Below are 21,473 nucleotides of genomic sequence, written 5' to 3' on the forward strand. Positions count from 1 at the left end.
TATTTATGCCTGATTTCAGATTGCGAATTGAAGTTATATAGTATCTAAAATTTGTGATTCGCCAAACTTTCGGCCCCAATTTGCACTTGTGATGGGGATGCATTTTTTATATTTGAAGAATATGTATATTTATATTGAAAAATACTGGATATTTGTATAATATAAAAATGAAATTGTTTCTGAATGGAATATTAAAAATTTATGTTATCATGTGAGGAGGTAAACTATGGAAAGAGTTAATATTTCTTTTAAGGAGTTCAATGTAAATGTTTTTGATTTAATAAACAGCGGACTTTTGCTTACAGCCGGCGATTTCAAATCAGATTCGTACAACACAATGACAATAGGCTGGGGCAGTCTGGGAATAATGTGGGGAAAACCTTTTATACAGGTAGTTGTGCGTCCCACTCGCTATACCTACGGATTTATGGAAAAGTACGGCTCGTTTACAGTCTGCGCGCTGCCTCTTGAAAAATACAGGAAGGGACTTAACTTCATGGGCTCAAGGTCCGGACGTGATATCGATAAAATAAAGGAAACAGGGCTGACCGTAATCCCATCGCATGTAATCGACGCCCCTGCATTTGATGAATCCGAGCTTGTAATAGAGTGCAAAAAGATATACAGCGATGATTTTAAACCGGAGAAGTTCATGGCAGATTATATTGCCAAGTGCTATAACAATGACTACCACAGATCATATTTTGGAGAGATTGTTTCCATAGAAGGGATTAAAAAATACTGCAAATAATAAAACATTTTTGAAAGGGTGATATATTTATGGTACCGGTTAATAATAACTGCGAGACGAAGTTGGCTAAGATCAGACCATGGGATGAAGGAACTCCCAGAATAACATGTCCTCATATATTCGGCACAAAAGCTGGAGCTTCTACGGTTTTCCCGATAACTGCCTTGGGAGAAAGGCCCCTTAAATTTACAGCCGAGGGATTGCCGGAGGGATTGACTTTAAATGAAAATACAGGAGTAATTAGCGGCAAGACTAAAAAAGAAGCTGATGGTATCGTAAAGATAACCGTCCAAAATGGCATAGGTGCCGACAGCATAAAGCTTAGGATAATCGCAGGTGATAATATTGCTCTGACACCGCCCCTGGGATGGAACAGCTGGAATTGCTTCGCCCTGAAGGTAAGCGATGATAAGGTAAGAAAAGCAGCCGATGCGATGGTTTCATCAGGACTTGCGGCCCACGGCTTTACATATATCAACATAGATGACGGATGGCAGGGAGAAAGAGGAGGAGAGTTCAACGCCATACAGGCCAACAAGAAGTTTCCTGATATGGAAAGGTTATGCGACTATGTACATTCTCTAGGCTTAAGGATCGGGATTTATTCGACGCCATGGGTTAAATCTTATGGAAATGGCAATGGTTGTTCGGATGGAGAGTGTGAACGTTATTTTGACAAGAGAAATCTGGATAGAGGATGGTACTTTGGAAAAAATAAATATATGAAAGGTGAAGCTCTGCAATGGGCTAAATGGGGGTTCGATTATTTGAAATATGACTGGCATCCATGGGAAGTCAGGGATGTCAAAGAGATGCATGATGCCCTGAAAGAATCCGGCCGCGATATCGCATACAGCCTTTCAAATAGTGCTCCATTTCAGGATGCAGTGCAATGGGCCGGCCTTGCAAATTGTTGGAGAACAACCGGTGACATAACGGATACGTGGGAGAGCATGAGCCGCATAGGCTTTTCCCAAGACAGATGGACGCCTTATAGCATGCCGGGTCACTGGAATGATCCTGATATGCTGGTAGTAGGAAAACTGGGTTGGGGCGATGTAAGGGAAAACAGGCTCACTCATGATGAGCAGGTTACCCATATTACATTGTGGGCGCTGCTTGCAGCTCCGCTTCTTATAGGATGCGATCTTACCCAGTTAGATGATTTCACTTTGAGGCTTTTGTGCAATGATGAAGTGCTCTCGATAAGCCAGGATATGCTGGGAAGACAGGCTCACTGTCTAAGAGAGATAAGAGAGACCGACGATGATGGAAATGTTGTTCATCACAGTTCTGTGTATGTTAGGAAGCTTTATAGCGGTAATATTGCCGTAGGACTTTTTAACCGTTCGGAAAAATCCGATACAGTTTCTTTTACATGGAAGGATCTTAAAATAAACGGCCGAAAGAGGTTGAGAAATGTCTGGGCAAATGAGGATATCGGCAATTTTGACAAAGAGTTTGCGATTGGCGTACCGGCGCATGGTGCACAGTTTATTCTGATAAATATGTAGGGATGATTATTTCAGGTCTTATTTATGCTAAGGAGAAATCTACATTATGGGACTTTTGGGCGGCTATTTTAAAATAATGCTTAGTTCATCGGTTATTTACTTATTTATAATTATTGCGATACGACTTTTCGGGAAAAAGGAACTGGCCCAGCTCAGCGTAATTGACCTTGTATTTATATTGCTTATAAGCAATGCTGTACAAAATGCGATGGTTGGCAGCGATTCCACGGTAGGAGGAGGAATCGTCGCCGCCGCTTCGCTTTTTGCGATGAATTATGTATTAAAGCAGATACTTTATAAGTTTCCATGGTTTAGCAAAGTCATACAGGGTGAACCTATCATGCTTATATACAATGGAAAGCTCAGCACAAAAAATATGGAGAGAGCAAAGGTAACAAGAAGCGAACTTATGGAAGCGATAAGGGAGCATGGCGTATCGACCATAGAGGAAGTCGACCTTGCCATATTCGAAGTTGACGGAAATATAAGCATACTTTCTAATGAATTTAAAAACAGAACTGTAAAAAAGCGGCGGCTTAGAAAACAGGAGACAAAGGAATAAAAATGTTGTATTTCGCCTGTTCTACCTTGCATTAAATTTTTTTAAATTTTATAGTGCTTACCATAAGATATGAAAAGAGGAGCATAAGTATCGCCGTAAGCCCTGTATGAATGCCTATTTTTTTTGTGGCTATGCCGTCCAAGGCCAATGCTGCGCCTGCAATTGTAATAGGGATCCCCGTATAAACATTGTCAACCTGTGTAATATTAAATCTTGCCAGCTTGTATGCCCCGCATATGGGGAAAATAAGCAAAATCAGATAGCCTATTATTCCAAGCCCCGACAGGGATAATTTCCATAATAATATGGCCGGCGCCGTACCAAGGGATATAATGTCTGATAGTGAATGGAGTTCCCTCCCGAGGCTACTTGCAGGACAGAATTTTCTTGAGAGCCTGCCATTATATCCGTCCAATAACGAGGCAAGCAGTATGAAAAAACATGAAAGCATAATTTTGCCGTTAATGCAAAATATAATCGAAATTATCCCAAGACTTAAATTTATATAAGCAAATATATTCCAAATAGAAAATTTATTCATCAGAAACCTCCCAACACATGTCGTGTTCTTTTTATTACCGTCGGCGGGAGACGGTAACAATTCTTAAGCCATATTATAAAATAAAGTTGTCATATTTACAAGTTTGGCTCTTGAGATTGTGGTATAAAGATCATTTGAAGAATATGCACCTTCTTTTGGCTGCAGGCCTTAGAACTTACAAAACTTGAATCTGGCGAATGAGTGTTCAAAATAACATAAGTTTAAATTACGAATTGAAAATTTTTAAGGTCGTGAGCTTAAAGACCGGGAAATATCCTTCAAATATAAAAAATGCACCCGTATGCGATTGATTTTTAGTATAAAAATGCCGCTATGATAAAAAATATAAGATGTAACAAATAATAATACAGAAGAGAGGAAGTATTTTTATGGAACTTAGGGATATAATGACAAAAGATGTTCAAAAGGTTGACAGGAATACGCCTGTCTCGCAGGTCGCCCAAATGATGAAGCAATATAATGTCGGATCTTTGCCTGTTTGCGATAATGATAAAGTCATAGGAATCGTAACAGACAGGGATATAGTGCTCAGGGGGATTGCGCCGGACGGAAATGCGTCAAATGTAACATGCGGCCAGCTTATGACAGAAAACCCGGTATTCGGCAGCCCGGATATGGACGTGAACGTCGCGGCAAAAATAATGGCGGAAAACCAGATAAGACGCCTGCCGGTTGTGGATAATGGTAAACTTGCAGGTATGGTTGCACTCGGAGATATAGCTTCAAAATCAAATCTTGTCGATGAAGCCGGGGATGCATTAAACGATATTTCAAAGCCCAGCAGGCCGGAGCTATAGTTTATTTCAGTGAGAATACTAAATTAGTTTATATTTATAACGGGTGCTCCAGATTATTTGAATAAAATAAACACCTGTATTAAACCGGGTTTTATACAGCCTGGTTTTTTATTTTTTAATTGGGTTTTGACTCTGCCCTGAACAGGTTTACATACCCTTAAGACTAGCTTAACGATTGGAATAATATTCTTCGAATAAAATATGCTCATATTAATAAGCTCAAGTTTTGCAACTGAAATTAAATTTTTACTTCGATTCGCAATATGAAATCGAAATAAATGACATAATCCAAATTACGAATTGAAGAAATTTTTACTATTTGCTTGTATGAATGTTAACTAACTAGTATTATATTGTTATGAATAAGCAATGGCTATGTCCACCATAATAATTGATAACAGATTGGTTATAAAATTAACTGCTGTAAAATGGGTGTACAAATGGTCTGGATGCATCCGCACTGATCTAAAGAAATATTACATGAAAGATATTGCGGGGTGTTAGTTTGAAAAAAGTGCGTTTAATTTATAATCCCGGATCCGGCGACAGAAGCTTCAAAAACAGGATCGATGAAGTTATAGACGATTTTCAAAGGGAAGAATATCAGGTCGTTCCATATAAAACCCTTGGTGTAGATGATATAGAATACGGAGTAAAACTCACCAAGTATGATAATTATACTTCCATTGCTGTGGCCGGTGGGGATGGCACTATAAACAGAGTCGTAAATGCCATGATAAAAAATGACATTAATCTTCCCATAGGAATATTTCCATGGGGGACGGCAAATGATCTTGCAGCTTATTTTGGGATTCCTCGTGATATTAAAAAATGCTGCAAATATATGATAAAAGGGAAAAGGAGGACAATAGACCTTGGCAAAATAAATGATAAATATTTTATCAATGTTGCCGCCGGAGGGCTCCTTACAGATGTATCCCAAAAAATAGATACCAACTTAAAAAATACTCTCGGCAAACTGGCATATTATCTGAAAGGCATAGAACAAATACCTAATTTCAAGCCCATACCCCTGCAGTTTACGACAAGGAATAAAACGCTAAATGCTGATGTATACCTTTTCATTGCATTTAACGGATGCTCCGCAGGAGGTTTTAATCTGCTCGGGAAAAATGCGGTTATCGATGATGGAAAATTTGACCTTATTGCAATAAAAGCGTGTAATATAATCGATCTTTTGCCTCTGTTTATAAAAATCCTGAGAGGCGAACATCTTCAGGATGATAATATCATCTATATCCGTGCTGATAAAATGAAGATAAACAGCAAATATAAAATAGAAACCGATATCGATGGAGAGGCAGGGCCGTTATTTCCAATAAGTTTGGAAATAGTTCCGAATATCATAGATGTCTTTGTTCCATAAGAATGTTTATTTTTTACGGCGGTCTTTCTTTCTGGTCTTTTCAGGCTTGATAAGGCACCTCCTGCCAAAGCCTATGAGGTCTTCTCGCCCTGCTTTCACAAGGGCGTCATGGACCAGTTTATAGTTTTTGGGGTCTCTGAATTGGAGAAGCGCCCTCTGCTCCGATTTCTCTTCGTAAGATCGTGGCACATAGACTTTCTCCATGGTCCTCGGGTCCACTCCTGTATAGTACATGCAAGTGGAGAGGCTTCCGGGAGTCGGGTAAAAATCCTGAACCTGTTCGGGATCATAACCCATATCGCGTATATATTCGGCAAGTTCTATGGCTGCGCCAAGGTCACATCCCGGGTGGCTTGACATCAAATATGGAACAAGGTACTGTTTTTTGCCAAGCTTTTTGTTTATTTCATTATATTTTTCAACAAACTTTTCATATACATTCCTGCCAGGTTTGCCCATTTTTTTAAGCACTTTGTCCGATATATGTTCAGGAGCAACTTTTAATTGGCCGCTTATGTGGTATTTGCAAAGCTCATAGAAAAATTCGCTGCTTTTATCATACAACAGATAATCATATCTTATGCCTGAACGTATAAAAACTTTTTTTATGCCGGGTATTTCCCTCAGCTTTTTTAATAATTTTACATAGTCGCTGTGATCTATATTGATATTTTTGCATGGAGTCGGGAAAAGACACTGCCTTTCCCTGCATACGCCGTATTTTTTTTGCCTGTTGCATGAAGGGTGTCTGAAGTTTGCCGTAGGGCCTCCAACATCGCTTATATATCCCTTAAAATCCTTATCGGCGATAAATGATTTCGCTTCTTTGATTATACTTTCATGGCTTCTCGGCTGTATTGTCCTTCCCTGGTGAAAGTTCAAGGCACAAAACGAACATCCTCCAAAGCATCCTCTGTGGCTTGTTATGCTGAATTTAACCTCTTTTATTGCAGGTACGCCGCCCTCTTTATCATATACGGGATGCGCACACCGCATATAAGGGAGACCGTAAACTTTATCGAGTTCGGGTGTGGATAGCGGAAATGACGGAGGATTTTGCACCAGGTATCTGTCTTCATGTTTCTGCACGATTGTTTTTCCGGTTATGGCATCCTGTTCTTCATACTGCGCCTTATAAGCTTTTGCATATAAAAGCTTATCTTTTGATACTTCCTCAAAAGAGGGAACTATAATATAATCTTTCAAAGCATCTATATTATTTGTTATATAGCACGTTCCTCGAATATCCTTAATATCGCTTATTTTATCGCCATATCTTAACAGGTCAGCGACCTGTATGATAGCTTTCTCGCCCATTCCGTATATTATAAGATCGGCTTTTGAGTCGAAAAGTATTGAACGCCTCACCTTGTTGTCCCAGTAATCATAATGTGCAAAACGCCTGAGGCTTGCCTCTATGCCGCCGAGGATTATGGGCACATCCTTGAATGCTTCCCTTGCCAGGTTTGCATATACGATATCCGCCCTGTCGGGCCTTCTGCCTGTTTTGCCTCCCGGAGAATAAACATCTTTCCTCCTACGCCTTTTTGATACGCTGTAATTATTGACCATGGAGTCTATGTTTCCTGATGAAATAAGCACGCCCAGCCTGGGTCTTCCCATGACTTTAATATTATCTACATTGTGCCAGTCAGGCTGTGGAATGATTCCCACTCTGAATCCCTTACTCTCAAGAAGCCTTGTTATAATTGCATGTCCGAATGAAGGATGATCTACATATGCGTCTCCGCTTATAAATAAAAAATCTATATAGTCCCACTTTCTCTTTTCCATATCCTCTCTGTTTACAGGTAAAAAATTTTTTTCCATGAAAATTACCTTCTGCCAAACTGCAAGGCCCTTTCTAACGATTTGAAATAAATACATTAATAATATAACACAATAATTCACTTTTATAAAACTATATGCAATAATCGGGTACGTTTTTATATCTGGCGAATAATCTTTATACACCCGTAATAATCAGTTCTGATTCGTAATATTAAATCAGGTATAAATAGGCTTATGTTATTTTGAGCAACGAATGAGTGTTCAAAATAACATAGGTTTATATTACATTGAAGCGATAATCAGGGCACATACATATTATTCCAATCGTTAAGCTCATTACGAATCGAAGTTTGAGCATATAATTTATTGAAGTTCAAAAAAGAGGCAGGTTTCAGGGCGTATGTTATAATTTTAATACGCCGAAAATTCAATATGCATGTTGATTCTGTAAAGGATTTGGTTTTCGGAGTTATAGGCGGCTCGGCGCTTTTAATGTATGGAGTCGAGCTTATGGGAAGCAGCTTTGAAAAGGCCGCAGGCGGATTTATAAAAAAGACATTGTCGATATTTGCAGGAAATCTTTTGAGCGCGTTTTTCACAGGGATATTTATAACTGCACTTGTACAAAGCAGCACGGCGGTTACAGTGCTTACGGTGGGGTTTGTCAACGCCGGGCTCATGAATCTTAACCAGGCTGTAGGAATAATATACGGGGCGAATATAGGGACGACGATTACAGCCCAGCTTATGGCATTGGATATAACGGAAGTATCGCTGCCGTTAATAGGAATAGGTTACATAATAATGATATCTTCAAACAAAAATCTGTTTAAGAATACTGGACGGGGTTTGATGGGACTTGGCATGCTTCTTTTAGGGCTAAGGCTAATAAATTCAGGAGTTCCTTTTTTGAAGTCGGATCCTTACATTATAAATTTTTTCAGGGTGTATGGTAACAATACGATCATATCCCTTATAATAGGGACGCTGCTTACAGCAGCCGTTCAAAGCAGCTCGGCGGTGATGGGTGTAACGATGATACTTGCCCGATATGATCTGATATCGCTTGGAGGCGCAATAAGCCTTATGATAGGCAGCAACATAGGTACCTGTGCGGCGGCCCAGCTTGCGGCAGCTACTGGGAATACCGCCTCAAAAAGGGCGGCATGGGCGCATACACTCTACAATATTATTGGAGGAATGGTTGCTATCATCGCAATTAAGCCGTTTATCACACTCGTACAGTTATTATCACCGGGTATGCCGATTGAAAGGCAGGTTGCAAATTCCCATACGCTTTTCAATGTTTTAAGCGCAATTGTTTTTCTGCCTGTAACCAAATATTATGTAAGGCTTATAGAGAACATTGTTCCCGATAGAAAAAATAATCGGTAAAATGAGATAAGAATGGTTACATTTTCATGATATATATTATATAATATCTATGAAAAAAATAAATAGAATTGTTAGGTGAGGCTCCTATGTGGATAAATGCTGCTGCCCTGAAACATCGAGAGATGCCAACTGGGTAAACAGGTATTGCCGGATTAAGGTTTTATCTAATGTAGCTTGCATTTAGCTAAAGTCATATAGTGCTAAAACTCAACGAGATAATTTGTTTTGAGTTTTAGAGCCTTGAGCAGGCTTATTTTTTTTAACAAAAAGTTCTGTTAAAGTGCCTTTTGAACGATAGAATGGCCGCTTATAAAAATTTTCCCTTTAACAGATCAAGCGCAAAAGGTGGTGGTTATGGATGGACGCCGGCCCCAGTCGAAGTATAAATTGTGTTCTTATTTCAAAAATTAATATTAAAGCGGAGGAGATGCTCGTCCATACACTTATCGATGAATAACTCCTCTGCCGTAAGGAGAGGATAATGTGAAAAGATTATTAAGCGTTTTTTTGAGCACTGTGCTTGACAATAAGTTATATGACAGCCAGAGCAATTCGGTTGGAAAAATAATAGATCTTGGAGTGCTTAACAATGAACAGATCCCGAGAGTTGCTGCCTTACGCATAAAAAAGGACAATGGAAATGTTATAGATGTTAATTACGGTTTCATAGATATTTATGAACAGGATAACGGCAAACTCCATATATCATGTGAAAAAACGAAGGAGTACAGGGGAGATAACCTTATATATTTGTCCAAGAAACTTCTGGATAAACAGATCGTAGATATAAATGGCAGAAAAGTTGTAAGAGTTAATGATTTAAAACTTGCAGAGTTAAATGGAGTTTTAAAAGTAATTGCTGTCGATGTGGGTTTTACCGGTCTTGTACGCAGGCTCGGCATGGGAAAATTTTTCATGGCGTTTGCAAGACTTTTTAATAGGACATTGCATGACAGGTTGATTACATGGGATAATGTTGAACCTTTAAAGCTTGATACAGACAAACTTACTTTGAATGTTTCTTATAAAAAGCTTTCAAAACTTCATCCCGCTGATATAGCCGATATACTTGAAAGCCTTGATACGAAATACAGGAACCAGGTATTTCAATCGCTCGATGATGAAACGGCTGCAAATACTCTCGAAGAGATCGACCCGGATATCCAGGCAGATATGCTTGACAGTTTAAATGAAGATAAGGCAAGCGGCATACTTGATAATATGGATAATGATGAAATAGCGGACATTCTGGATGATATGGAAGAGGAGAAAGCCGAAAAGCTACTTGATAATATGGAAGATGAAGATGCCAGCGAGATAAGGACGCTGATGAAATATGAGGAAACCAGGGTGGGCAGCATAATGAATACGGAATATGTATCATTCTCACCCGGCCTTACAGTTGAAGAGACTATCAACGAACTTAGAGAACTTAAGCCCCAATCGGATACGACATATTACCTTTATATTACCGATGGATTAAGGCGGCTGGTAGGAGTAGTCTCATTAAGGGATCTTATAGTTTCAAAACCGGATACAAAGCTATCCGAGATAATGAATCAGCAGCCTGTGTTTATTAGGGATACGGATACGCTGGATGAAGTTACAGAGCTTATAACCAAATACGACCTGCTTGCGGTACCGGTTGTCGATGAAAAAAATGTGCTGGTCGGCATGTGCATACTTGGCGACATAGTCGATGAAGTATTGCTGCCGAGATGGAAAAGACGGCTTAAAAGAGCCATATAGGTGGTGATACTGTGAAACCTGTTAAAAACGGTAAATTAAGAAATATAATACTTTTTCTGTCGGTTCTGGGTCCGGGCCTTATTACGGCAAATGCCGATAATGATGCGGGCGGAATCGCAACATACGCTCAGGTTGGCGCTGCATACGGATATAAATTACTATGGAGTCTTATATTGATTACGATAAGCCTTGGAATAGTTCAGGAAATGTGCTCCCGCATGGGGGCGGTTACGGGGAAAGGGCTGTCGGATTTAATCAGGGAACAGTTTGGAGTCAAGCTGACGCTATTTGCCATGGTAACGCTTCTGATAGCTAATATTACAAATATAATCGCTGATTTTGCAGGTATAGCAGCTTCTGCCGATTTGTTGCTGCCAGGCAATATCATGGGGATACCCGCCAAGTTTATTGTAGTTCCTCTGGTGGCCTTTTTTCTCTGGATGCTCATTATAAAGGGAAACTATAAGCAGGTTGAGAAGGCGTTTTTACTGCTGACGCTGGTATTCATATCATATGTTATATCGGGTGTGGCATTAAAACCCGATTGGGGACTTATACTTAAGAGTACTTTCGTGCCGACATTTGACTTTAAAGATTCGAAGTTTATATTGCTTTTCATCGGTACAATCGGTACGACTATAACTCCATGGATGCAGTTTTTCCTTCAGTCATCCGTCGTCGATAAGGGAATAAATATAAAAAATTATAAGTATGAAAAGGCCGAGGTCCTATTTGGAGCATTTATTACAGATTTTATATCTTTTTTTATAATCGTATCTACGGCTGCAGTTATATATTACAGAGTAGGACCAAGGGAAATACAGACTGCAGGAGATGCCGCCATTGCATTAAAGCCTCTTGCGGGGAATTATGCGTCTCTGCTGTTTGCCGTCGGGTTATTCGGAGCCTCGGTGCTTGCAGCAAGTGTTCTTCCATTGTCGACATCATATGCGATATGTGAAGCCTTCGGATGGGAGAGCGGCATTGACAAAAAGTGGAATGAAGCTCCGGTTTTCTTTGGGCTGTATACGGCATTAATAGCAGCAGGAGCTGGCATCGTGCTACTTCCTAAGATTAATTTAATCAAAATTATGCTGATATCCCAGGAAGTCAATGGAATATTGTTGCCTGTCATACTCGTTTACATGCTGAAGCTTATAAATAATAAAGAGCTCATGGGGGAATATGTGAATTCGAAGGGTTACAATATTGTAGCATGGACAACTGTGATATTTGTAATAGCGCTTACTTTGCTTTTGTTGTTTGTATCGATAGGGCAATTGCTTAAATGGTAAAAATAGGCACATGAAGTGTTTATTTTTTTTGTATTTTTTTTTGTATAAAACAAATAATAATCTCGAAGTTATTTAGAGCGGTAAACGATGCTCTAAAATATGTAAAGGAGGAATACAATGGCAGCAAATCAGTTATCTCAAAAGGATCTTCATATACTGGAGGATCAGCTCACAGTCGAGTCACTATTGGTAAAAAAGTTTGAAACCGCGGCACAGGAGTGCACCGATTCAAATTTAAAGGATCTGTGCAATAAAACAGCTCAGGAACATAAGGATCATTACAACAAATTGTTCGGTATTCTAAACATGAACTAAGGAGGTTTTTATATGCCAATTAATATGAGTGAAAGGGAAGTTATAAATGACTTGCTTTTCAGCGAAAAAAAGATAACAAGTAATTATGATGTATACAGCAATGAAGCCAGCAACATGAATTTAAGGAACGAGCTTATGGGCCTTTTAAACTGTGAACATGATATTCATAATAAAATATATGATGCCATGGTTCAAAAGGGCTGGTATACTACAACTACTGCAAATCCGATGGACATACAGAAGGCAAAACAGAATTTTCAAAACGTTAAAAGCAGTTTATAGAATTTCCGGCAGCATCGTATGGTGCTGCTTTGTTTTTAAGAACATTAGAAATCGGAAGGAGGAAACAGATGAAAAAAATATTATTGCTGTTTATGGCTTTGATTATCTTATATTTCTCCTATATTATTTATGACTCAGATAAAACATCGATTATGGCCGATTATTATTGGGGTTCAAGAGGGCCTACGATAACAGAGACCCAGAGGAGATTAAGGGATTGGGGGTATTACGAAGGATCTGTTGATGGTATATATGGATATAAAACTTACATAGCGATAAGAAAATTCCAGACCAAAAACGGGTTAAGGGTGGACGGCATTATAGGTCCCCAAACCCTTGCAGCTCTTGGGATCAATGTCGGCAAGTCTTCCTCGAATGCAGGCAGTTCGGATCTATATCTTTTAGCAAGGGCAATACACGGCGAAGCAAGAGGCGAGCCTTATACAGGTCAGGTTGCAGTAGGGGCTGTTATCATAAACAGGACAAGGGATCCGCGTTTCCCGAGAACGATCGCAGGTGTAATCTATCAGCCTGGAGCTTTTACAGCCGTAACGGACGGCCAGATAAATATAAATCCCGCGACAAGTTCCATAAATGCGGCGAGAGATGCGTTAAATGGGTGGGATCCTTCGGGAGGAGCATTATACTATTACAATCCGGCTAAAACGACAAACAAGTGGATATGGTCGAGGCCCATAATCAAGGTTATAGGCAGCCATAATTTTTGCAAGTAAATGTTTATGGGATGAACTTGTGTATTTTTGAGCAACGAATGAACATTATGAGAACTTACAAAACTTGAATCTGGCGAATGAGTGCTCAAATAACACAAGTTCAGGTTGCAGACCCAAGTCTAAACATACCCCATGGCGAGCATTTTCACAATATGTGAAGTTGCATATATCGGACAGTTTTATTTCACATTAATAAAACTTCCTTCATATAGTAAACTAAGTTTGCTTATCTGAGGGAATTGCATGGTAATAAAAGGTGAAATCACGAACCTGAGGTCCATTAGAAAAAGCGATTTAAACTATATACAGAAATGGATAAATGACCTTGAAGTACAATTTTATGCCCAGGAAGAATATCCATTTTTCTATGATCCGTGGTTTATTAAATATATGTACAATGACGGGATTAAAGGAAAAAGGTTGATTTTTATGATTGAAGACAAGGATGGCGATGTAATCGGGGAGCTGTGGCTTTTCCCTATGGATTATATCAAAAAGACTACTGAGCTTGTCATAACAATAGGGAAAAAAGAGCTGAGAGGAATAGGTTACGGAAAGGATGCAATAAATACTGCAAAAAAATTTTGCTTTAACCATTTAAGGTTTAATTCAATATACCTTAAAGTTTTTTCTTTTAATATCCGCGCCATAAGGTGCTATAAATCCTGTGGGTTTAAGATTGTAGGGATAATAAGGGACAGAGTAATAAGAAACGGCATGAAGTATGATGAGTTTGTAATGGAATTAAAAAAGGAAGAATAGAGTTTTCAATTGACGCAGGCCATTGAAATTATAGAAATTGAATTTAGCGATCAAAATAATTTATATTACATTTCAAGAATATTATTTGTTGTTTTAACAATATTCTTGTATAATATTATTGTTTATAAATTATTATGCGGAATTGAAAAGGATGGTGCATTTGAATATTAAAAATGCGATTATCCATGAGTCCAAAGAGATCGGGATTGATGCCATCGGTTTTGCCTTATGCGGGGATTTTAATAATATTGAACCGGTACTGGCCGATAGGGTAAAAAAAGGATTTTTATCCGGATTTGAAACATGGGATATTAAAAAGGGCATCGATCCTTCACTTTTGCTGGACGGATGCAGGACGATGATATCTGCGGCTTTATCGTACAATATAGATAAAAGCCTGATAAAGCAAAAAAGTGAATATGGATTCAAGGCCAATATGTCGAGGTCATCATGGGGCATGGATTATCACAAGGTTATGAAGGATAAGTTGGGCGGTCTGGCAGCATATATAGAAAAAAAATTCGATGCAAAAGCAAAAATATTTGTGGACAGCAATCCTCTTCTGGAGAGAGAAATCGCAAGGCGTGCCGGAATAGGCTTTACAGGCAAGAATTGCTCGATTATAAGCCCGATATTTGGATCATATATTTTCCTCGGAGAGATACTTACTGATCTAAAGATTGATCCCGATGATCCTGTGGATGACAGCTGCGGAAACTGTGATCTGTGCATCAAAGCATGCCCGTCCGGTGCATTATGCGAAGAATATACATTGAATGCGAAAAAGTGTGTATCATACCTTACCCAGATTAAGGATATACCGGAGGAGTATTACGGTAATATGAAATACAACATATATGGATGCGATGCCTGCCAGGATGTTTGTCCGAGGAATAAGAATGCTCCGGCAGTGAACCATCCTGAATTTATACCGAAGGAGTGGAATGCATACCCTGACACCTTGAGAATATTAAACATGGACAACAAGACATTCAAAGAGACATTTAAGGGTACGTCATGCGGCTGGAGAGGCAAAAAAAATATTCAAAAAAATGCGTTGATAGCGATTAGCAACAGCAAAAATAAATCCAATGCAAAATATTTATTGAAAATGCTGTCGGATGAAAGGAATGATATAAGAAAGGTCTGTATATATGCTATTTACAATCTTTTAAATGATGGCAGCAAAGATATTCTAGAGGAACACCTCAAAACAGAGCGTGACGTTGAAATCAGGGAAATTATAAAAAAGCTTATAGGTCTGACAGGCCGATAGTTTGACGAGTCGAAGTCAAATCAATATTATATTGCTTATTGCTTAAAAGGAATGTTTATTATGATATCAAAAAAGACTGCAAAAATAATCCATATGTTTCCAAAACCGTTACTCAAAAAAGTTGTAAAATTTATTCTAGACGGCTATATAAAAAAGTATGCCGATATAACGGTTATAAATAAAGAGTTGCTTGGCAGTATTAAAAGGCCGGTTATCTTTATAAGCAACCATCTTAGCAATTCGGACGGGCTCATATTAAACAAAATACTAGGGGACGGCAGCGTATGGTATCTTGCAGGTGTCAAGCTTTCACACAATGAGATTACAAAACTCGGACTGGATATAGTAAAAACTGTTCCTATCAATCCGAATTCTCCAGATATATCCGCTATATCGAAAGCGGTTGAACTTTTGAAATCCGGCCAGTCAGTGTGCATATTCCCTGAGGGGACAAGGAGCAGGTCGGCATCTTTGATAAAAGGCAAAAGAGGCATAATATTGATCGCAAAATTGTGCCGGCTGCCTATTGTGCCTATCGGGATAGAAGGCACTGAAAGGCTCATGCCTATAAACGACGAGGATATGGGAAAGGAAAGATTTTTTCATGCCGACGTCAGGGTGACGATAGGGGAAAGTTTTTATATTCCTGAAAGGAGTGATAATGAGAATAGGAGGAAATATGAGGAAAAGACGATAGTTATTGTAATGAAAAAAATTGCTTCTCTTCTTTCTCCGGAATACCGGGGAATCTATGGAGAATGACAATACAATAAACAAAGGGGGAAATATTGTTGGAAATACTATTTAAAGGTTTGCTTCAATCGACATGGCAGGATTGGCTTATGATCGCTGTAGGACTTGGACTAATCTATCTTGCGGTCAAGAAAGATTTTGAACCTTCGCTCTTGGTACCCATGGGTTTCGGATGCATAATGGCAAATATACCGCTTACAGGCGCAATTGGCCAGGGCGGTGTTTTGACGATATTCAAAGATGCGCTTATCGTAACTGAAATAGCACCACTTCTCATATTTATAGGCATCGGTGCAATGATCGATTTCGGGCCTCTTTTGCAGAACCCGCTTATGCTTCTTTTCGGGGCGGCGGCACAGTTTGGCATATTTGCGACCCTTATTGTAGCCGCGCTGCTTGGCTATCCATTGAATGAAGCAGCATCGATAGGTATAATAGGAGCCGCAGACGGACCTACTTCGATATTCGTTGCAAGTAGATTCGCAAAGGAACTTTTAGGGCCGATATCTGTTGCGGCATATTCTTACATGTCCTTAGTTCCTATGATACAGCCTCCGGTCATCAAGGCACTTACAACTAAGAGGGAAAGAATGATAAGAATGCCTTATAAGCCGGAAAAAATTTCAAAAGCGGTAAAACTATTATTTCCTATAGTTGTAACGCTTATATCCGGGATAATTGCGCCTCAATCCATAGCTTTAATAGGATTCCTGATGTTCGGCAACTTTTTAAGGGAATGCGGAGTAGTCGACAGGTTGTCAAAGTCGGCTCAGAATGAAATGGTAAACATAACTACAATACTTCTTGGGCTTGCAATAGGCTCGACGATGGTTGGAAGCCAATTTGTCCAGGTAAGCACCCTCGGCATAATTCTTCTTGGCCTTGTCGCCTTTGTTTTTGATACTGCAGGAGGAGTAATATTCGCAAAGATATTGAATATCTTCCTGAAAAACAAGATAAATCCCATGGTCGGTGCGGCAGGGATATCGGCCTTTCCTATGTCCGCAAGGGTTGTACAGAAAATTGCCCAAAAGGAAGATCCGGGGAATTTCATACTTATGCATTCAATAGGCTCTAATGTTGCGGGACAAGTTGGCTCCGTAATAGCCGGCGGAATTTTAATAGCTCTGCTTTCATAAAAAGGAGGAATGATATATGTTAAGATTATTTTTCGCAGCCCAAATAGCTCTTCCTTTCAGTAAGGAGGCTATCAATACTGCCAAAAAGGGACTCACTATAATGGGATATGGAATGGTTACCGTAATCGGGGTGTTATTCCTTTTCTATATTATTGTAAAATTATTGATAAAGTTGTTTCCTGAAAAGGGTAAGAGTAAATGAAGCAATCGGAGGTATGGCTGTGGAGGTTGATGCAAAAAAGGTTTTAAGCATATTGGATAAGACATATCCAAATGCGGGAAGTGAGCTTAAATTTAAAAATCCCTTTGAACTTCTTGTTGCAGTTATGCTTAGCGCGCAATCAACTGATAAAACTGTAAATAAAGTCACTCAAAAATTATTTGAACAATACAAAACACCCTATGATTTTTTAAACATTACGCAGGATAAGCTCGAGCAGGAAATAAAAATCATAGGAATATACAGGAACAAGGCTAAAAACATATTATCTGCATGCAGGGAGATTGTAGAAAAGTTTGGCGGTCAGGTCCCAAATCGGATGGAGGATTTAATGTCTTTGCCGGGAGTCGGACGTAAAACTGCCGATGTCGTTTTAAGCAATGCATTCGGCATACCTGCTATAGCGGTGGATACCCATGTTTTTAGAGTTTCAAACAGGATAGGGCTCTCAGACAGCAAAAATGTACTGGATACTGAAAAACAGCTTATGAAAGCCATCCCAAAGGATATGTGGAGCAAGGCCCATCATCTTTTGATTTGGCATGGCAGGAGGATTTGCAGTGCAAGAAAACCCAAATGCGATATATGCCCTGTAGCTGAATATTGCAATTTCCGTAAGGGAAAGGATACATAAAAAGCGCAAATCAAATTGCGCTTTTTATGTATCCTATAACAAGTTTTGCGGTATTTATGATGGAATCTTCATGAGTCCTTTCATACCCATGGGATGCATAAATGCCGGCGCCTATGACGGCAGTCCTTATGTCCCATCCGGCAAGCAGGGCAGCGCTGGCGTCGGAGCTGTAGTTCGGATATATATCGATTCTGTAATCTATGCTATTTTTCTTGCACAAATCCACCATTCTTTTTCTGAGTTCAAGATCATAAGGGCCTGACGAATCTTTGGCACAGATGCATACGGAATACTCGGTGGAATTTTGGCCTTCTCCGGGAGCGCCCATATCGACAGAGATAAATTCACATGTCCTGGGAGGAATAGCGCCCGATGCCCCATGACCTACCTCCTCATAGTTGCTTATAAAAAAGTTTATGGTGTTTTCAGGAATTATTTTATTGTCATATATATATTTTGCACAGCCGAGCAATATGGCAACACTTGCTTTATCGTCCAAGTGGCGGGATTTTATAAAGCCGCTTTTGGTGAATACAACCCTTGGGTCCAGAAATACAAAATCGCCAACATCGATTCCCAAATTTAAGACATCTTCTTTTGAAAAAACTTTTTCATCTATAACGACTTCATAATTTTCTATCTTCCTGTCCAATTTTTTGGCATCCGAATGTATATGGACGGAAGGCTTTATAGTCTGTATAGTACCTGAATATTGCATGCCGCCAAGTGTCTCGATAGTGCAATTTGAACCCTCTACGGACTGGCCCATATAGCCTCCTATCTGTGCTATTGAAAGCCTTCCCGAGCTTTTCACTTCCTTTACCATGGCGCTTAATGTATCAACGTGAGCAGACAGGGTTTTTTGCTTATCGTCGCTTTTGCCGCTTATTGTTGCTATAAGCGCTCCTTTATTAGTCCTTTTAACAGATGTGCTGAATTTAGCAAATTCACCTTCCACGATATTCATGACTTTTTCCGTATTTCCTGAAGGACTTGGAGTATTCAAAATTTTTCCCAGGACATTTTTAATATAGTTTTTATCGATTTCCATTTTAACATCTCCAATCAATTAAAATTTAAAATTGTCTTACAAGCAGCTTTTCTGTTACATCTATCAGCACATGTTTGCTGCCATTCTCGGGAAGTTCCGCTATGAGTTTGAAAGCCTTGTCGGTATATTTTTCGGAAAGCTTCTTTGCTTTTTCCAGCCCCCTTGTTTCCTTTGCTATTTCCAATATCCTGACGATATCATTGCTGCTTAATGTATCCTTGCTAAGTATATCGGGAAGCTCCGTATTATTTGTGTGCAGAGCATATATAACGGGTAGTGTATAAGTGCCGTCTTTTATATCGTGCGCTGTGGGTTTCCCTATAATTTCAGCGCTGCCAGTGCAGTCAAGAATGTCGTCTATTATTTGGAAGGCCATGCCAATATTGAGTCCTATATTTGCGAGTTTACTGCAAAGCTTCCTGCTGCATTGGCTCTCATGGGCCCCCGCGTAAAAGCTTAATGAGAACAGTGCGGCTGTTTTGGATCTTATTATTTTAAGATAATCCATGATGGATATATGGATGTTTCTTTTTGATGAAAACTCGCGTATTTCGCCGATACAAATCTTTGACATCACTTTTGACAGTGTTTTCATGTTTTCTATGGAGCTATTGTCCGATAGAAGCATGAAGCACTTGCAGAATAAAAAATCTCCTATGAATACAGCCCTGTCACTTCCGTACTTTGATTGAACCGTTATACTGCCTCTTCGAAGGTCCGCCTTATCTATTATGTCATCGTGTACCAGGGTTGCCATATGCAGCAATTCCATAACAGAAGCAATCGGATAGAGTTTTTCCGCGTCATACTTTCCAAATCTTCCGGAAAGCAGCACGAAGGCCGGACGCAGGAGTTTTCCCCCGGAATTTATAAGGCCGAGAAGAGGATCCTCTACTATATTCTCGTTTGAGCGTATGCTTTCCTTTATTATATTTTTTATTTTCATAAGGTCTTTATCTATTTCAGGGAATTCTCTCCAAAAGTTATTTATACAATCAACCTCATTACAAATTCAAGTTTATAATTTTAGAAGATACAAGCATGCTCTATAGGGCGCATATTTTATATTCGAATAATATATACACTGTGCCTTATATAATTTTATCAAAATGAATCTTTTTAATGTATTTTAAAAGATACATCGAAGTCAGACCTACAAAAATTCCCGTGCCGATACCCGCTATTATCAAAAGAGGAAGGTAATATGCTATTTTTATGTTATTTATAATTAATGAGGCCATAAGTATCTGCCCGAGGTTATGAAAGACAGAACCTGTAACGCTGACTCCTAATTTTTAACTGCACTCCTTCAGAAAAGCCGGTATATATTAAAACCATGTGAAAATTGAGCTTTCACATGGTTTTAATAATGACATAACTCATACGTTGATTGAAGCCCCTGTATTTATTTTTATTTTCTTTTTAAACCATATTTTCTGCCACTTTTTATATAACCACGGCATCACATAGTAGTCAAGCCCGAATGCTCTTCCTGCACCTCCGAACATTGCAATGCTTGCGAATATATACCAGAATATCGTTTTATCCGCCATTGCCGAAAGTATGAAGTTGAGGCACAGAAATATTGATCCGAGGGATGCAAGGACTGTGAAAAGCCCGGCTATAAGCGCAAGCCCTAATGCAACTTCTCCCAAAACCACGCATGCCTGGAAAAAGTATGCATGAGGAGCAACGAATGTATTCATAAAAGATTGATAAAATCCGGGCACCGTCTTCAACAACGGAACCACTGTGTTTGCAGCAGACTGGGCGGCCTGACCGGCTTGCTGCGATGCGCCCGATACTGCTTGGGTGGCGGTACTTGCTGCGTTGGAGGCGCCTGATACTGCCGATGCGGCTGTACTTACAATCTTGATATTATCGGGCCGGAGTCATTATGGCAAATGCATTTTCTTTGATCCCGGGTATGTCAAAATATGCAGGTTCGCTTCCCGCACCGACAACAAGATAATCATAACTATAGCATGTGGATTCCGACTGAAGTTTCCGACTCTTGGGATCTGCAGATATAATGTTATCCGTAATCACTTCAACTTTTGTCCTGTTGAAGATCTTACGAAGCGGTATCTTTACACCATCGGGTTCAATCCTTGAACCTGCAACCTCATGGAGTTCCGTCATCAAAGTATGATAAGGATTTTTATCGATTAAAGTGATCTCTATATTTTCATTTTTCTCATATTTTTTATTGAGCAGCTTTGCAGCATTAACGCCGGCATAACCTGCACCCAATATGATTATACGCTTTTTATCCATAATATCCCCCCCCCATGATTTCAATTTACCATAATAATAGCAATAAATATCCTCCTTATTTTAACCTGTTTTTACAAAAAAAGAAAGCTGAAATTGGATACATATTTTATATTAGCAATGAAAATGCTCACAATGGGATATGCTCCAAGCTTGAGTCCGCAGCCTGAACTTGTGTTATTTTGAACACTCATTCGCCAGATTCAAGTTTTGTAAGTTCTAAGGCCAGC

General features: G+C 39.3%; 23 protein-coding genes and 1 riboswitch. Of the genes, 17 read left to right on the forward strand and 6 right to left on the reverse strand.

All coding sequences use genetic code 11. The features are described 5' to 3' along the window. Nucleotides 1-226: 226 nt before the first annotated feature. Genes QME45_05955 through QME45_05965 form a run of 3 tightly spaced genes read left to right on the forward strand, consistent with a single transcriptional unit; the run spans nucleotide 227 to nucleotide 2,827 of the window. Nucleotides 227-751, forward strand: coding sequence for a flavin reductase (locus tag QME45_05955; GenBank protein ID MDI6618208.1), 525 nt, complete (start codon nucleotides 227-229; stop codon nucleotides 749-751). Nucleotides 752-780: 29 nt separating this feature from the next. Beyond that, nucleotides 781-2,265: a glycoside hydrolase family 27 protein gene (locus QME45_05960; protein ID MDI6618209.1), complete on the forward strand. Its 1,485-nt coding sequence runs from the start codon at nucleotides 781-783 to the stop codon at nucleotides 2,263-2,265. A gap of 46 nt (nucleotides 2,266-2,311) precedes the next feature. After that, entirely contained in the window at nucleotides 2,312-2,827 is a 516-nt protein-coding gene (locus QME45_05965; protein MDI6618210.1) for a DUF421 domain-containing protein, read from the forward strand. Nucleotides 2,828-2,858: 31 nt separating this feature from the next. Here QME45_05965 and pssA read toward each other — a convergent pair whose 3' ends face one another. After that, nucleotides 2,859-3,368: a CDP-diacylglycerol--serine O-phosphatidyltransferase gene (gene pssA / locus QME45_05970; protein MDI6618211.1), complete on the reverse strand. Its 510-nt coding sequence runs from the start codon at nucleotides 3,366-3,368 to the stop codon at nucleotides 2,859-2,861. Between the two features lie 389 nt (nucleotides 3,369-3,757). Between pssA and QME45_05975 the strand changes: the two genes are divergently transcribed. Both QME45_05975 and QME45_05980 read left to right on the forward strand, forming a co-directional pair. After that, nucleotides 3,758-4,186, forward strand: coding sequence for a CBS domain-containing protein (locus QME45_05975; GenBank protein MDI6618212.1), 429 nt, complete (start codon nucleotides 3,758-3,760; stop codon nucleotides 4,184-4,186). A 514-nt stretch (nucleotides 4,187-4,700) separates the two neighbouring features. Continuing rightward, complete coding sequence (locus tag QME45_05980; GenBank protein MDI6618213.1) at nucleotides 4,701-5,573, forward strand: YegS/Rv2252/BmrU family lipid kinase; 873 nt, start codon at nucleotides 4,701-4,703, stop codon at nucleotides 5,571-5,573. A gap of 6 nt (nucleotides 5,574-5,579) precedes the next feature. Here QME45_05980 and QME45_05985 read toward each other — a convergent pair whose 3' ends face one another. Further along, the gene (locus QME45_05985; GenBank protein MDI6618214.1) at nucleotides 5,580-7,403 is read right to left on the reverse strand and encodes a YgiQ family radical SAM protein; all 1,824 of its coding nucleotides are present in this window, start codon (nucleotides 7,401-7,403) and stop codon (nucleotides 5,580-5,582) included. Between the two features lie 327 nt (nucleotides 7,404-7,730). Between QME45_05985 and QME45_05990 the strand changes: the two genes are divergently transcribed. From QME45_05990 to nth, 12 genes are all read left to right on the forward strand, one after another. Beyond that, nucleotides 7,731-8,759: a Na/Pi symporter gene (locus tag QME45_05990; protein ID MDI6618215.1), complete on the forward strand. Its 1,029-nt coding sequence runs from the start codon at nucleotides 7,731-7,733 to the stop codon at nucleotides 8,757-8,759. A gap of 60 nt (nucleotides 8,760-8,819) precedes the next feature. Continuing rightward, nucleotides 8,820-8,985: riboswitch (M-box (ykoK) riboswitch) on the forward strand. A 257-nt stretch (nucleotides 8,986-9,242) separates the two neighbouring features. Further along, the gene (locus tag QME45_05995; GenBank protein MDI6618216.1) at nucleotides 9,243-10,508 is read left to right on the forward strand and encodes a CBS domain-containing protein; all 1,266 of its coding nucleotides are present in this window, start codon (nucleotides 9,243-9,245) and stop codon (nucleotides 10,506-10,508) included. A gap of 11 nt (nucleotides 10,509-10,519) precedes the next feature. Next, a complete protein-coding gene (locus QME45_06000; GenBank protein ID MDI6618217.1) occupies nucleotides 10,520-11,803 on the forward strand; it encodes an Nramp family divalent metal transporter in 1,284 nt (427 codons plus the stop codon). 117 nt (nucleotides 11,804-11,920) lie between these two features. Then, nucleotides 11,921-12,118 carry a spore coat protein gene (locus tag QME45_06005; GenBank protein MDI6618218.1) on the forward strand — a complete coding sequence of 66 codons (198 nt, stop codon included), beginning with the start codon at nucleotides 11,921-11,923 and terminating at the stop codon, nucleotides 12,116-12,118. Between the two features lie 12 nt (nucleotides 12,119-12,130). Next, complete coding sequence (locus QME45_06010) at nucleotides 12,131-12,400, forward strand: spore coat protein (protein MDI6618219.1); 270 nt, start codon at nucleotides 12,131-12,133, stop codon at nucleotides 12,398-12,400. 68 nt (nucleotides 12,401-12,468) lie between these two features. Next, a complete protein-coding gene (sleB, locus tag QME45_06015) occupies nucleotides 12,469-13,134 on the forward strand; it encodes a spore cortex-lytic enzyme (protein MDI6618220.1) in 666 nt (221 codons plus the stop codon). A gap of 243 nt (nucleotides 13,135-13,377) precedes the next feature. After that, a complete protein-coding gene (locus QME45_06020) occupies nucleotides 13,378-13,896 on the forward strand; it encodes a GNAT family protein (GenBank protein MDI6618221.1) in 519 nt (172 codons plus the stop codon). 160 nt (nucleotides 13,897-14,056) lie between these two features. Next, on the forward strand, nucleotides 14,057-15,172 hold the full coding sequence (queG, locus tag QME45_06025) for a tRNA epoxyqueuosine(34) reductase QueG (GenBank protein MDI6618222.1): 1,116 nt from the start codon (nucleotides 14,057-14,059) through the stop codon (nucleotides 15,170-15,172). Between the two features lie 60 nt (nucleotides 15,173-15,232). Continuing rightward, nucleotides 15,233-15,934, forward strand: a complete 702-nt coding sequence (locus QME45_06030) for a lysophospholipid acyltransferase family protein (protein MDI6618223.1) — start codon at nucleotides 15,233-15,235, stop codon at nucleotides 15,932-15,934. A 29-nt stretch (nucleotides 15,935-15,963) separates the two neighbouring features. Continuing rightward, the gene (locus QME45_06035) at nucleotides 15,964-17,064 is read left to right on the forward strand and encodes a sodium ion-translocating decarboxylase subunit beta (protein MDI6618224.1); all 1,101 of its coding nucleotides are present in this window, start codon (nucleotides 15,964-15,966) and stop codon (nucleotides 17,062-17,064) included. Nucleotides 17,065-17,080: 16 nt separating this feature from the next. Beyond that, the gene (locus QME45_06040; GenBank protein MDI6618225.1) at nucleotides 17,081-17,266 is read left to right on the forward strand and encodes an OadG-related small transporter subunit; all 186 of its coding nucleotides are present in this window, start codon (nucleotides 17,081-17,083) and stop codon (nucleotides 17,264-17,266) included. 13 nt (nucleotides 17,267-17,279) lie between these two features. Then, a complete protein-coding gene (nth, locus tag QME45_06045) occupies nucleotides 17,280-17,918 on the forward strand; it encodes an endonuclease III (GenBank protein MDI6618226.1) in 639 nt (212 codons plus the stop codon). A gap of 10 nt (nucleotides 17,919-17,928) precedes the next feature. On the opposite strand, the gene QME45_06050 is transcribed toward nth, so the two are convergent. The 4 genes from QME45_06050 to QME45_06065 form a co-directional block, all read right to left on the reverse strand. Beyond that, nucleotides 17,929-18,969, reverse strand: coding sequence for a M42 family metallopeptidase (locus tag QME45_06050; GenBank protein ID MDI6618227.1), 1,041 nt, complete (start codon nucleotides 18,967-18,969; stop codon nucleotides 17,929-17,931). A 25-nt stretch (nucleotides 18,970-18,994) separates the two neighbouring features. Then, a complete protein-coding gene (locus QME45_06055; protein MDI6618228.1) occupies nucleotides 18,995-19,915 on the reverse strand; it encodes a polyprenyl synthetase family protein in 921 nt (306 codons plus the stop codon). 433 nt (nucleotides 19,916-20,348) lie between these two features. Continuing rightward, nucleotides 20,349-20,699 (reverse strand): TQO small subunit DoxD, encoded by a 351-nt coding sequence (locus QME45_06060; protein MDI6618229.1) that lies wholly within the window; start codon nucleotides 20,697-20,699, stop codon nucleotides 20,349-20,351. Nucleotides 20,700-20,847: 148 nt separating this feature from the next. Next, nucleotides 20,848-21,246, reverse strand: a complete 399-nt coding sequence (locus QME45_06065) for an FAD-dependent oxidoreductase (GenBank protein MDI6618230.1) — start codon at nucleotides 21,244-21,246, stop codon at nucleotides 20,848-20,850. Between the last annotated feature and the right edge of the window lie 227 nt (nucleotides 21,247-21,473).

The organism is Clostridiales bacterium (assembly GCA_030016385.1).
In the GTDB taxonomy this organism is placed as follows: Bacteria; Bacillota; Clostridia; order Clostridiales; family Oxobacteraceae; genus JASEJN01.

Excerpts from the sequence above, each read along its gene's own strand:
- QME45_06055 (MDI6618228.1), bottom strand. The coding sequence starts at position 19,915 with ATGAAAATAAAAAATATAATAAAGGAAAGCATACGCTCAAACGAGAAT.
- QME45_06010 (MDI6618219.1), top strand. The coding sequence starts at position 12,131 with ATGCCAATTAATATGAGTGAAAGGGAAGTTATAAATGACTTGCTTTTC.
- QME45_06065 (MDI6618230.1), bottom strand. The coding sequence starts at position 21,246 with ATGGATAAAAAGCGTATAATCATATTGGGTGCAGGTTATGCCGGCGTT.
- QME45_05965 (MDI6618210.1), top strand. The coding sequence starts at position 2,312 with ATGGGACTTTTGGGCGGCTATTTTAAAATAATGCTTAGTTCATCGGTT.
- QME45_05985 (MDI6618214.1), bottom strand. The coding sequence starts at position 7,403 with ATGGAAAAAAATTTTTTACCTGTAAACAGAGAGGATATGGAAAAGAGA.
- nth (MDI6618226.1), top strand. The coding sequence starts at position 17,280 with ATGGCTGTGGAGGTTGATGCAAAAAAGGTTTTAAGCATATTGGATAAG.
- QME45_06020 (MDI6618221.1), top strand. The coding sequence starts at position 13,378 with ATGGTAATAAAAGGTGAAATCACGAACCTGAGGTCCATTAGAAAAAGC.
- QME45_06005 (MDI6618218.1), top strand. The coding sequence starts at position 11,921 with ATGGCAGCAAATCAGTTATCTCAAAAGGATCTTCATATACTGGAGGAT.
- QME45_06030 (MDI6618223.1), top strand. The coding sequence starts at position 15,233 with ATGATATCAAAAAAGACTGCAAAAATAATCCATATGTTTCCAAAACCG.
- pssA (MDI6618211.1), bottom strand. The coding sequence starts at position 3,368 with ATGAATAAATTTTCTATTTGGAATATATTTGCTTATATAAATTTAAGT.
- QME45_05955 (MDI6618208.1), top strand. The coding sequence starts at position 227 with ATGGAAAGAGTTAATATTTCTTTTAAGGAGTTCAATGTAAATGTTTTT.
- sleB (MDI6618220.1), top strand. The coding sequence starts at position 12,469 with ATGAAAAAAATATTATTGCTGTTTATGGCTTTGATTATCTTATATTTC.
- QME45_06040 (MDI6618225.1), top strand. The coding sequence starts at position 17,081 with ATGTTAAGATTATTTTTCGCAGCCCAAATAGCTCTTCCTTTCAGTAAG.
- QME45_06050 (MDI6618227.1), bottom strand. The coding sequence starts at position 18,969 with ATGGAAATCGATAAAAACTATATTAAAAATGTCCTGGGAAAAATTTTG.
- QME45_05975 (MDI6618212.1), top strand. The coding sequence starts at position 3,758 with ATGGAACTTAGGGATATAATGACAAAAGATGTTCAAAAGGTTGACAGG.
- QME45_05960 (MDI6618209.1), top strand. The coding sequence starts at position 781 with ATGGTACCGGTTAATAATAACTGCGAGACGAAGTTGGCTAAGATCAGA.